We start from the raw sequence: 12,366 nt of genomic DNA on the forward strand, positions 1-12,366 counted from the left end.
TGCCCGTCTCAAACCTGCCCGAGCTGGCCCCCGCGCAACGCGACCTCGATGCCGAACTCCAAGGCGGTGTTGACCTCTCCGTGTCCGAACGGCGCGCCCGAATAAACCGGGATGCCCAAGGCATCCAAGCACGAGACCATGGCATCCATGGCCGTCACGCCATCGGACCCCGTCGGGCATTCGGTGAACTCGCCCAAGACGATGGCCGACGCCTTCGCGAAGTAGCCGCCCAAGCGCAACGACGTCAGCATGCGATCCAGCCGATACGGCGCCTCGTTGGTGTCCTCCATCGCCAGAATGCAACCCGCCGGAAGATCGAGCCGCCCGGCCGACGCCATGGCCTCGAGCAGCGCAATGTTCCCGCCCACGAGCACGCCCGCCGCATCGCCCGCCACGATGGGCTGCAAGCTCGGAAAATGGAGCGGCGGCGCCCTACCCTCCAGAGCCCGCTGAAACTCCTCGCGCGCCGCCTCGGGCATGCGCCCCACGGCGTTCACGTGCGAGGCATGCAGCGAGGCAATGCGTAGACGCGTCGCCTCGACATGGAACGTCGTGATGTCGCTGAAACCCACGATCCACTTGGGCTTCGCGCGAAACGCGTCCCAGGGGAGCTGGTCGACGATGCGCGTCGAACCGTACCCACCGCGGGCCATGAGGATCGCCTTGACCTCGGGATCGCGCATCGCCGCCGCCAACTCGTCGCGACGGCGCGCATCGTTGCCCGCGAGGTAGCCGCGCTTCTCGTAAATCGACGGATCCACGCTGCGGATGCGGTAGCGCTCGGCCAACCATGCGAGGCCTTGGTCGAAGTCAGATCGGTCGAACGCGCTTGCCGGTGCCGCCACGGCAATGAGATCGCCGCGCGCGAGGGCTGCCGGGCGGGTGAAACGCATGGTGCATCGTAGCTGTCTCTCCCTCTCGCCGTCGATCTTTGTTACTTCATGGACGTGCCAGCGAACAACGAACAAGCTTCCAGCGCCCTCGTGCGCATTGGATCGGCGGCGCGGGCCGCATGGCCTTGGGCGCGGCGCGTGCGCGAGGCGGCGGGGGAAACGCTCGATTCGTGGATGTCGTCGCTGCTCGGTGAGGACTTCGCCGAGCGACTGCAGCGCGTGCCGGTGTCGCTCGGTTCCTCCGGGGTCGACCCGTTCGGGCTCGACCCGGGCTGGACGAAGTACGCGCTCGCCTCCGCGGCGTTCCTCCACCGCCGTTACTTCCGCACCGACGTCTACGGCGCCAACCAAGTGCCGACCGGTCGCGTCCTGCTCATCGCGAACCACTCGGGGCAGATCCCCATCGACGGCGCGATCATCGGCGCCACCATGTTCATGGACGTCGAACCGCCGCGCTTCGTCCGCGCCATGGTCGAAAAGTGGTCGCAATCGATCCCCTTCGTTTCGACCTTGTTTCCGCGGGTGGGGCAGGTCGTCGGCGTCCCGGAAAACGCGCGCCGCCTGCTCGAACAGGGCGAGGCGCTGCTCGTCTTTCCGGAGGGCGCGCGCGGCATCTCCAAGACGTTCGACCGCCGCTACCAGCTCACCGACTTCGGCCTCGGCTTCATGCGCCTGGCCATCGAGACGAAGACGCCCATCATCCCGATTGCGGTCATCGGTGGCGAAGAGCAATACATTTCCGTTGGCAACCTGGATACGGTTGCAAAGCTATTGCGAATGCCCTCGTTCCCGGTCATTCCGCAATTCCTCTTGCCGGGCGGGCAATTGCCGCTGCCCACGAAGTACCGCGTCTACTTCGGCGAACCCATGCACTTCACCGGCGACCACGACGACGACGACGCGGTGATCGAAGAGAAAGTGTGGCTCGTCAAAGCCACCATTCAATCCATGCTCAACCGCGGCATCAAAGCCCGACGCAGCGTCTTTTGGTGATCCGTGGACCGCGATAAAACGCCGTCAGGCTCGTTCGTGCTCCATCCTCCCGCCGGGGAGGAGGGCGCCATCCTCATCACCGGCATCTGCGGCCGCCTCGGCAAGCGGCTCGCCCGCGTGCTGCACCGCCAGCGCTTGGTCATCGGCGTCGACCGCCGGGCGTTCCCAGACAAGCCGAAGGACGTCATCCATCAGCAGGTGGACATCCGCCGCAAGAAGCTCAAGGACGTCTTCCGCGCGCACGCCATCTCGGCCGTCGTGCACCTCGGCATCATGCACAACCCGCGCGCGTCCTCCGGCGAGCACCACGCGTGGAACGTCGCGGGCTTCGCAAAGCTGCTCGAGTACGTCGCGCACTTCCGCATCGGCAAGCTGATCGTGCTCTCGAGCGCGAACGTCTATGGCCCTCAGCCGGAAAATCCGCAATTCCTGAGCGAAGAGGCTCCCCTTTTGGGCGGGGCCAACTTCGGCGAGATCCGCGACCTCATCGAGGTTGACATGCTCGCGCAGAGCTTCTTCTGGAAGCACCCTGAGACGGACACGGTCATCCTCCGGCCGGTGCACATCCTCGGCTCGGTCCGCAATGCACCGTCGAACTTCCTCCGCCTCCCCACGATCCCAACGCTCTTGGGCTACGACCCGATGGTGCAGGTCATCCACGAACGCGACGTGGTCGAGGCCATCCGCCTGGCCGTCCGCCCGGGCGTGCGCGGCGTGTTCAACATTGCCGGGCCGGATCCGCTGCCGCTGTCGCGCATCATCAAGCTGCTCGATCGGCCGAGCATCCCCGTTCCGTATTCGGTGGGGCGCTCGGTGTTGAAGCGCCTCTGGTCGCTGCGGCTGACCAACTTCCCTGCGCCCGAGCTCGACCACATCCGCCACGTCTGCATGGTCGACGATCGCCGGGCTCGGGAAATCTTGGGATTCCGCGCCAAGCAGTCCATCGCGGACACGGTGCGGGCGGTCGATTCCGACCGCTGACGTGAAAGCGTAAGATTGAGGCGAAACGTCGGAGCGCGTTGGCTCATCCAAGGTCGTGCTCGCGTGCCACGTCCCGCAGCCTTACTTTTGGGCCCGCACGCCCGACGGCACCATGGATCTCTACGGGCAACTGTTTCGGTCGATTCTGTGGCCCACTTGGGAGTCGAGGATTCGGCGCCGGCCTACGCTCGTGCGCCACGAGTACCTCGAACGTACGCAATGGCGATCGCTCGACGAGCTCGTGGCGATTCAAACGGGCGCGCTTCGGCGGCTCGTCCGGCATGCGTACGCACACGTCCCATTCTACCGGCAGCGTTTTCGCCAGGCCGACATCACCGAGGCCGATATCAAGAGCCCCGAGGATCTTCGCAAGCTCCCCGTCCTCACGCGTGAGGATGCCCGCGAGCGCGCCAGCGATCGCGAGTCCGTCGCCTACCCCTTCCCGACGGTGCGAAAGAACACCGGCGGCACCACCGGCCAGCCGCTGCTCTTCGGCTACGACAACGACAGCGAATATTGGCGTCAGGCCATCAAGCTGCGAGGTTACGGCTGGGCGGGCTACCACCCGGGGGATCGCGCTCTCTATTTTTGGGGATCGCCGACTCCGCCGGGGTTCGACTTCTCGAAGGCGCGCGCCAAAGTGCTCCTCGATCGCTTCATGCGCCGCGAAACCTACGTCCCCTGCACGGTGATGACGGAGGCCGACCTGCGGCACGTGGTGCGCCTCCTGAAGCGCAATACGCCCAAGGTCGTCGTGTGTTACACGCAGGCGGCGGCCGAGCTCGCGCGCTTCATCAACCGCAACCAGCTCCGCGGCTGGGGAACCATCCCCGTGCTTTGCGGTGCCGAGCGGCTCTTCCCAGCCGACCGCGCCGAGCTGGAACGCGCCTTCGGCCCCGCCGTGTTCGAGACCTACGGGTGCCGCGAGGTCATGCTCATCGCCAGCGAATGCGAAGCCCACGAGGGCCTGCATGTCTCGATGGAGAACATCCTCGTCGAAATCGTGGTGACCGACCCCGACGGCCGCGAGCGCCCCGCACGCGAAGGCGAAACCGGCGAAGTCGTCATTACCGATTTGCACAACTTGGGAATGCCCTTTATCCGCTACAAAAATGGCGACTTGGCCGTGGCCGGCCCGGCGGACCGCTGCCCATGCGGGCGCCATCTTTCACGCATTGCCAAGGTCGAGGGCCGCGCGGCGGATCTGCTGAAGGGCGCCGACGGCTCCTTCGTGAGCGGCGTCGCATTCCACGTCCTTTTCACCGGATTGGCCAACGCGGCGCGCCAGTTTCAAGTCGTCCAGCACCGCGATCGCTCGGTAACCTTGCGCATCGTGCCCGGCGACGGTCTCGACGACACGTCGCTCGAAAGCATCCGCCGCGGCTGCTCCCAATTGCTGAAGGAGCTCCCGGTACGCATCGAAACGACCCCAGAAATCCCCCTTACGAAAGAGGGAAAACGCCGGACGGTGATCGTCGAAGCCTGAGAGGATTGAACAGGAAGACGGGAAGACGGGAAGGACGTACGGCTCGGCTCAGCGCGGAACGCTTGTTTTTGGTTTCCAATTGGCTCCGTGAGCAGCTTGGAAACCCAAAAACCTTCCCGTCTTCCCGTCTTCCTGTGAATTCCTAAATTCTTCTCTCACCACTCGTTGCGGGCCATGGTGTGGGGCTCGTAGGCGAAGTATGGCAGGGCCACCATGCCGCGGAAGTACGAGGGCGGAACGTCCACCTCCAGCGAGAGGCGCCGCACATCCATTGGGTCGAAGCGCCACACCGGGTTGGTGCCCGTGCCGTTGGTGAAGCCTAGTTCGTAGCCCGCCGCGCGGATGGCGTTGCGTGCGTGCGGCGCCCGATGCAGCGCCTTGCCCACGGGGTAGGCCACGGCGTCCACGCGCTCGCCGAGCACTTCCTCCAAGTCGTGTTTCGACCCTTCGAGCTCGCTGCGAAGGCCGGCCTCGGACAAGGTGTACAGTACACGGTGTTCGCGTGTGTGCGACTGCACGCTCATCCCGGCGCGGCGAAGGCCGCGCACCTGCTCCCAGTTCATCATCATGTCGTCAACCATCCGACGCTCGCACTCGCGGCCCAAGGTCACACCGGCGGCGCGCTCGAATTCATCGAGGTATCGGGCCAAATTCAGGTCGTAGTGGCTCTTGATGACCGCCATCACCCGGCGGGCCGCGGCGATGCGCTCCTCGCGTTTCGTCCCCAGCGCGAACGTCAGCGGGCGCGGATAGGTGATGGTGATGGACTCGTGCGGGGAGTGCTTCACCAGGTAGCTCACGCGATCCCACCAGAAGAGGCGGCGCTCCTCGATGAAGCGCGTGGCGATGAAGAACACCCCGGGCACGCCGTGGCGCACCAGAAGAGGAAGCACGGTATCGTAATTGTCGCGATATCCGTCGTCGAAGGTCAAAAGCACGGGATTGTGCGGCAAAGACGCCCCGTGCCGGAATGCCAGAAGATCGTCCATGCCGATGATATGGCAATAACGTTTCAAAAATACGATTTGCTCCTCGAAGGCATCGGGCCGGGCATCCACCACGTTGCCGTCGACCAACTCCGCCGACGCGGGATCGGCCACCCTGTGGTACGTCAACACCGTCAGCCAGGGGCTCGCCGTGTGTCCGCGGAGGCGCAAGACCAACGAGAGAGCCCCCGTCTCATCGAGTAGCTTCGATAGCCTCGTACGCGCCATCGCTTGCCTACCTTTTTCACCTTTCCGCCCGCGCTGCGCGGGAATTACGACGACATGAGCTCACCGACGGTCACGAGCTCGAAGCCGGACCGACGAAGGCGCCCGACGATGGCGGGCAACGCCGAAAGCGTCCACGACTGCCCCTCGTGCATTAGGATGATCTCGCCGGGCCGGACGCGCGTCGCCTTTTCCTGCACCTCGTTCGAATCCGTGGTGCGGCAGTCGTCCGAGTCGAGCGACCAGAGCACGGTCGTGTACCCCGCGAAGGCCACACGCGCCAACGTGGCGGGCGTGAGCTCCCCGCGCGGCGGGCGCACGAGCGGTCTCGGCGTGGGACTGGGCGGGAGCAGATCCGCCGTGTGGATCAGTTCATCCACCAGCGCGCACCCGTCCAGCGAGGGAAAGGCGCGATGCGAATATCCGTGACTGGCGACTTCGTGCCCTGCAGCGACGATGGATCGAACAAGTTCGGGCCGCTTTTCCGCGTTCATTCCAAGAAGGAAAAAAGTTGCGCGCACATGCAGTTGGTCCAGAGTGCGCAAATAACGTGGTGTCATTTCGTCGGGCCCGTCATCGAAGGTGAGTGCCACCCGTTTTCGACTTTCGTGTGGACCCCGCATGAAGAGTAAGTTCGACGGCAGAGCATGCGCGACCGTTCGCACGAGCTGCGACTTCATTTGCGAGATGGACGACCCCTCTCGAGCCGGAAGCATCACTCTTTTTATGCACGCTCAGCACGTTGCGTTGCGCATCTTTCTCATCCAAGACGCAAATCTGTGTTTCTCCCACGCTCGCGCTGGAAACCAAGAATCCGGCGCCGACCGTGTCCAACGCGTCACGTGCGGGGCAGACTTGCGCCTTTGCCAGAAGCGACGCAGGTATCAACACGTCGATATCGGATCACGCAGAAGTCGAAAAAACCCGACGCACGACCGGCCAGACCCCGGAGACGGGTTGACCGTATGGAATGAGAGGTCAATTGGGGGTGTTAGATTCCATGGCGCTTCAGGAAAGAGCTCATCAGGTGAAAAGTTCGTCCAGCACTCGTTCTTCTGCCGTTAGGTCCGCCGCTGTTGCTGCCGGTGCCGGCGGCGCCGGTGGTAAGCCCGCCGCTGCCGGCGAGGCCAGGGCCACGCGCACCGTCGACGGAGAGGATTCCGTTCAGGCCTATTTCCACCGGCTCGCCCGGGTCCCGCTCCTCACGCGTGAGGGCGAAGTCGAGCTGGCTCAGCGTATCGAACAGGGCGAGCTCATGATCTTGAGCGCGCTGGTTTCCTCGCCGTTCGCGGTGCGGGAGCTCGTTTCGATCGCGGACGAGCTCGGCGAAGGAAAGATGCGCCTGCGCGATCTCACGCGCAACTCGGTCGAGTCCGAGAGTCCGACGGACGAACAGGTCGCCACCGTCAAGGTGCTCGCGCAATTCGAGGCCGTACGGAATCTTGCAATCGTGCAGCAAACGAAGCCGTCGGCCCGCGCATCGATCCCTCCCCCGCCTTCGAGTGCGGCGGCGTCCAAAGCGGCGCCTGCGGCGAAAAAGGGATCGGCGGCCGCCAAGTCGAAGAAGAAGCCGCTCAAGCCGGAGTCCCCGTTGAAGGTCGCCCGGGAGCACGCTCGGAAGGCCCTCGAGGAGATCCGTCTGACCCGCGGTGTTCTCGACCGGGTCGCGGCCCGCCTGCGCGCGCGCCTCGTGCCGGACAACGACGCCGAGGACACGGTGACGGTGGACGCGCTTCAGCGCACGGTGACGACCATCCGCGAAGGCGAGCGCAAGGCCGACTCGGCCAAGTCGGCGCTGGTGGAGGCGAACCTCCGTCTGGTGGTGTCCATCGTCAAGCGGCGGAAGAATTCGCCGTTGGGCCTCCTCGATTTGATTCAAGAAGGCAATATCGGACTGATGCGCGCGGCGGAGAAATTCGATTATCGCCGCGGATACAAATTCAGCACGTACGCCATGTGGTGGATTCGGCAGTCGATCGCGCGCGCCATTGCCGATCAGGGCCGCACCATCCGCACCCCCGTGCACATGGTGGAGACGGGGCAGAAGATCGCCCGCGCACGGCGCCAACTCGAACAGGTGCACGGCCGCGAGCCGACGCCCGAAGAGCTGGCCACCGAGCTCGATCTTCCGGTGAAGAAGGTGATGACCGCGCTGAACGCGGCGCGCACGCCCGTATCGCTGGAGGCCCCCGTGGGGGACGATGGCGAGGCGCGTCTCGGCGACTTCGTCGAGGATACGCACAACCCCGCGCCGGTGGACGTGCTGGCGCGCAAGCGCTTCGTGCAGGAGACGCGGGAACTGCTCAACGAGCTCACCCCCCGCGAAGAGCGTGTACTCCGCATGCGTTTCGGCCTCGACGACGGCAACGAGCGCACCCTGAGCGAAATTGGCGAATCGTTCTCCCTGACGCGCGAGCGCATTCGGCAGATCGAGACCCAAGCGCTGCGCAAACTGCGGCTCCCCACGCGCGCCCGGAGGCTCAAGACGGATCTGGAGCCTTAACGCGACGGATCTGGAGCCTTAAGAGCCTGCGGCCGTGCTAAACACGGCCCGTGAGCACAGCACGAGCGAAGTGGATCGAAGCGCTTAACACGGGAGACGTGTCGAAAATCACGTTCGAGGGGGTGGTACCCTTCGGCGGGGGCGAGGTTCTGCGGTATCGGCTGGAAAATGGGCTGCAGGTGCGGCTCCTGGTCGACCGCAGCGCGCCGGTGGTGACCTATTTCACATGGTTCGGTGTGGGCTCGCGCCACGAAAAGCTCGGAAAAACCGGGCTGGCGCACCTCTTCGAGCACCTGATGTTCAACGAGACCGAATCGCTCAAAGCGGGCGAGTTCGATCGCAAGCTGGAAGAGAACGGCGCCGAGTCGAACGCCGCCACGTGGCTCGACTGGACGTATTACTACGAGAGCCTGCCGGCGGACCGCCTGTCACTCGCGGTGGAGCTGGAGAGCGACCGCATGGCGCACCTGGTGTTGCGCGAGCCGCAGGTCGCCAGCGAGAAAGAAGTGGTCGCCAACGAGCGCCGGTTCCGCGTCGACGACGACATCGAGGGCGCAGCCAGCGAGCTGCTGTACAAAACGGCGTATACGGTGCACCCGTACCACTGGCCAACCATCGGCTGGATGGAAGACATTCAGAACTTCACGCCGGAAGATTGCGAATCATTTTATCGCACGTATTACGCGCCGAACAATGCGCTGGTCGTGATTTGCGGCGATATCAAAGAGAAGGACGTCCTCGCGAAGATTCAAAAGGCGTACGGGCCGATTCCGAGTTCGGAGATCCCCCTCGAGAATACGCACCCCGAGCCGCCGCAACTCGAAGAGCGCCGGGTGGCGGTGCGCAAGCCGACGCCGACGGAGAAGCTTTACATCGGATTCCACGGCCCCGCGCTGGGCGATGCCGATCATGTCCATCTGACGGTGCTCAACGAGATTCTCTTCGGCGGGCGCGCGTCGCGTCTCTATCGGGCGCTGGTCATCGAGAAGGAATTCGTGAGCGATCTTCGCGGCTGGGTGGCCACCTTCCGCGATCCGGGGTTGTACGAATTGCACTTCACCGCGCGGCCGGGCAAAACGGCGGCGGACATCGAGGGCGTGTTGGCGCGGGAGCTGGAGCGGGCGAAGACGGAGCCCATTTCCGATGACGAATTGGTGCGCGCCAAGGCGCGACTGGAGCTATCGACGTTGCAATCGATGGAGACGATGAGCGGCAAGGCCGAGCAAATCGGCTTTTACGAGACGGTGCTCGGGGACGCGTCGGTGAGCTTCCGGCGCCTCGAAGACTACCGCCGCACCACCGCGGGGGACGTGCTGCGCGCAGCGCGCCGTTACTTGGTCGACCGCGCCCGCACGACGATTCACGTGCAGCCGGAAGAAGCGGCGACGAGCGTGGAGGCGGCAGAATGACCACACGCATCGAGCTCGAAGGGGGCACGCTGCTCTTCGTCGAAGAGAGCCACGCGATTCCGCTGGTCGAGGTAGTCGTTTCCACGCGAAGCGGCTCGGCGCACGACTCCGTGGAGAAGCAGGGGCTTTTCCGCACCATGCTGGGCATGTTCCGCCGCGGGGCGCGGGATCTGACGTCGCACCAGATCGAAGATGCGCTGGACCGATTGGGGAGCGAAATCTCGCTCGACGTGAATGCGTCGATCTCGACGATGTACGGCCAGGTCATCGAGCGCAATCTGGCGCCGTTCATCGAGCTGTTCTCGACGTTGCTCGAGTCGCCGTCGTTCCCCGAGGACGAGTTCGGGCGCTTGAAGCGCGAAATCGTGGCCGATCTGATCGGGGCACGCGACAACGACCGGGCGCTCGCCCAGCGTGCTTTCCGCCGCGGGGTGTTTCGCGATCATCCGTATTCCCGCTCGGCAGCGGGGACGATTCCAGGTGTGGAGTCGCTGACCACGGACGATGCGCGGGCGCAGTACCGCAAGCACTTCGTCAAAGGAAACCTGGTCATCGGCTTCTCCGGCGACATTTCGCTGGAGGCGGCCGAGAGGTATGCGCGGCGCATCATCCGCGACGTCCCCGATGGGCCGCGGCTCCAGGATCCGGTTCCCCCGCCCTCGCCCATTCCGGGGCGGCGCCTGGTGTTCGTGGACAAGCCGGAGCGCACGCAGACGCAAATCGTGATTGGCCAATTGGGCACGTCGCCCCACGACGAGGATCATATTCCGCTCACGGTCGCCAATGCGGTGTTCGGCGGCACCTTCACGTCGCGCTTGATGCGCGAGGTGCGGTCGAAGCGGGGCTGGTCCTACGGTGCCTCGTCGCGCCTCGGCATCGACCGGCAGCGGCATTCGTTCGCCATGGTCACCTTCCCTGCGGCCACCGATGCCGCGGCGTGCATTGCCTTGCAGCTGGAGCTCTTCACCGACCTCGTCGAAAAAGGCATCACCACCCGCGAGCTCGCCTTCATCAAGCGCTACCTCGCCCGGTCCTACGCCTTCGAGATCGACACCGCGAGCAAGCGGCTGCACCAGGCCCTCGACGTCGATCTCCTCGGCCTCCCCGCGGACTACTACTCCGGCTACGTCGCCCACGTGGAAGCCGTCACCTTGGAACAGGCCAACGGCGCCTTGAAGAACCGCCTCACGACGCGCGACTTTCTCGTCTCCATCGTGGGCACGGCCTCCGAGATCGAAGCCAAGGTCCGCGAAGCGATTCCCGAACTCGGCACGCACGACGTCGTGCCGTTCGACCGCGATTAGCCCTCCCAGAAGGAGAATTCACAGGAAGACGGGAAGACGGGAAGGGCTTCCGGCACGCATCGGCGCGGAACGCTTCTTTTGGGTTTCCAATTCGCTCAATGAGCGGATTGGAAACCCAAAAACCTTCCCGTCTTCCCGTCTTCCTGTGAATCCTCTCCCTCTTTTTTGTTAGACGCGCTTGGCGAGAACCTCGGCGAGGGAGGTGTCGTAGCGGCCCGAGCGGAATTCGGGGCTCTCGAGGATGGCCTGGAGGAAGGCCACGTTGGTGAAGCAGGGGGCGATTTTCGTCCCGGCCAAAGCGCGTGCGAGCTCCGCGATGGAGGCTTCGCGGTCGGCGCCCCAGGCGACGATTTTGGCCACCATCGGATCGTAGAACGGCGTGACCTTCGAGCCGGCGGCCACGCCGGATTCGATGCGCAGGGCGCGTGTTTGGGCGTCGCCCACGCCGCCGGCCCAGACCAACTCGTCGATGGCGCCCGGCTTGGGGATGAATCCCTTCTTCGGATCTTCCGCGTAGACACGCACCTCGATGGCGTGGCCCTCGGGACGCACGCGCGAGAGATCCGGCAGCGGCTCGCCGGCGGCGATGCGCAGCTGCAGTTCCACCAGGTCGAGACCGAGCACCATCTCGGTGACGGGGTGCTCGACCTGCAGGCGCGCATTCACCTCCAGGAAGAACAGATCGCCCGAGGCGTCGGCGATGAACTCGCACGTCCCCGCGCCCACGTAACCGACGCTCTTCACCACGCGCAGCGCGGCCTCGAAGAGATCCGCGCGGCGCTTGGCGCCCTCCTCGCCTTGGAAAAAGGCCGCCGGCGACGGTGACTCCTCGAGAATCTTCTGGTGACGGCGCTGCATGCTGCACTCGCGCTCGCCCAGCGCGTACGCGTGGCCGTGCGCGTCGCAGAGCACCTGCACCTCGATGTGGCGCGGCTCCTGAACGTAGCGCTCCAAGTAGACGCGCGCGTCCGCGAACGAGGCCTTGCCCCGGTCCGAGCACGACTTCAGCGCGCGCTCCATGCCCGCTTCCTCGCGCACGATTTGCATCCCGATGCCACCACCGCCGCCGACGGCTTTGACGATGACCGGATACCCCACGCGCGCGGCCACACCCTTGGCCTCGGCCACGCCCTCGGGCGTGTCGATCGCGATCGGCTCGTCGGTGCCCGGCACCGGGCGCGTGCCCGCGGCGAGGGCGACGTGACGCGCCTTCATCTTGTCGCCAAAGGCGTCGAGCACGTCGGGGGACGGGCCGATGAAGGTCACGCCACGCTCGGCCACGCGACGCGCAAAGTCGGAATTTTCGCTCAAAAAGCCGTAGCCCGGATGCACCGCCCGCGCGCCCGTCTTCTCGATGGCGGCGAGCAGTGCATCACGATTCAAATACGAGTCCTTCGGCGGCGGCGGGCCCAAGAGCACCGCCTCGTCGGCCTCGTGCACGTGCGGCGCGTTTGCGTCGGCCTCCGAGTGCACGGCCACCGTCTTGATGCCCAGACGGCGGCAGGTTCGGATAACGCGACGCGCAATCTCACCGCGGTTCGCGATGAGCACCTTCTCGAAAAGGGCGGACATGCCGCCGCGTTCTA

10 protein-coding genes are annotated in these 12,366 nt (G+C 65.1%); 6 read left to right on the forward strand and 4 right to left on the reverse strand.

The window, feature by feature from the left end:
- Positions 1–8: 8 nt before the first annotated feature.
- Complete coding sequence (locus tag LVJ94_22675; GenBank protein ID WXB10020.1) at positions 9–893, reverse strand: LD-carboxypeptidase; 885 nt, start codon at positions 891–893, stop codon at positions 9–11.
- 48 nt (positions 894–941) lie between these two features.
- Between LVJ94_22675 and LVJ94_22680 the strand changes: the two genes are divergently transcribed.
- The 3 genes from LVJ94_22680 (at position 942) to LVJ94_22690 (ending at position 4,353) form a co-directional block, all read left to right on the forward strand.
- Positions 942–1,886 (forward strand): acyltransferase family protein, encoded by a 945-nt coding sequence (locus LVJ94_22680; protein ID WXB10021.1) that lies wholly within the window; start codon positions 942–944, stop codon positions 1,884–1,886.
- A gap of 36 nt (positions 1,887–1,922) precedes the next feature.
- Positions 1,923–2,867 (forward strand): NAD-dependent epimerase/dehydratase family protein, encoded by a 945-nt coding sequence (locus LVJ94_22685; protein ID WXB10743.1) that lies wholly within the window; start codon positions 1,923–1,925, stop codon positions 2,865–2,867.
- Positions 2,868–3,057: 190 nt separating this feature from the next.
- Positions 3,058–4,353, forward strand: a complete 1,296-nt coding sequence (locus LVJ94_22690; protein ID WXB10022.1) for a hypothetical protein — start codon at positions 3,058–3,060, stop codon at positions 4,351–4,353.
- A 155-nt stretch (positions 4,354–4,508) separates the two neighbouring features.
- Here the strand turns inward: LVJ94_22690 and LVJ94_22695 are convergent, their stop codons facing one another.
- A complete protein-coding gene (locus LVJ94_22695; GenBank protein ID WXB10023.1) occupies positions 4,509–5,567 on the reverse strand; it encodes a polysaccharide deacetylase family protein in 1,059 nt (352 codons plus the stop codon).
- A 44-nt stretch (positions 5,568–5,611) separates the two neighbouring features.
- On the reverse strand, positions 5,612–6,124 hold the full coding sequence (locus LVJ94_22700; protein ID WXB10744.1) for a polysaccharide deacetylase family protein: 513 nt from the start codon (positions 6,122–6,124) through the stop codon (positions 5,612–5,614).
- A 467-nt stretch (positions 6,125–6,591) separates the two neighbouring features.
- On the opposite strand from LVJ94_22700, the gene LVJ94_22705 reads away from it, so the two are divergent.
- Genes LVJ94_22705 through LVJ94_22715 form a run of 3 tightly spaced genes read left to right on the forward strand, consistent with a single transcriptional unit; the run spans position 6,592 to position 10,780 of the window.
- Positions 6,592–8,067: a sigma-70 family RNA polymerase sigma factor gene (locus LVJ94_22705; protein WXB10024.1), complete on the forward strand. Its 1,476-nt coding sequence runs from the start codon at positions 6,592–6,594 to the stop codon at positions 8,065–8,067.
- A gap of 50 nt (positions 8,068–8,117) precedes the next feature.
- Entirely contained in the window at positions 8,118–9,476 is a 1,359-nt protein-coding gene (locus tag LVJ94_22710) for an insulinase family protein (protein WXB10025.1), read from the forward strand.
- Positions 9,473–10,780, forward strand: a complete 1,308-nt coding sequence (locus LVJ94_22715; protein WXB10026.1) for an insulinase family protein — start codon at positions 9,473–9,475, stop codon at positions 10,778–10,780. Before LVJ94_22710 ends, LVJ94_22715 begins: the two co-directional genes overlap by 4 nt.
- Before the next feature lie 168 nt (positions 10,781–10,948).
- Here LVJ94_22715 and LVJ94_22720 read toward each other — a convergent pair whose 3' ends face one another.
- The gene (locus tag LVJ94_22720) at positions 10,949–12,352 is read right to left on the reverse strand and encodes an ATP-grasp domain-containing protein (protein ID WXB10027.1); all 1,404 of its coding nucleotides are present in this window, start codon (positions 12,350–12,352) and stop codon (positions 10,949–10,951) included.
- Positions 12,353–12,366 lie beyond the last annotated feature (14 nt).

It is taken from the genome of Sorangiineae bacterium MSr11367 (genome assembly GCA_037157805.1).
Lineage (GTDB): Bacteria > Myxococcota_A > Polyangia > Polyangiales > Polyangiaceae > Pendulispora > Pendulispora rubella.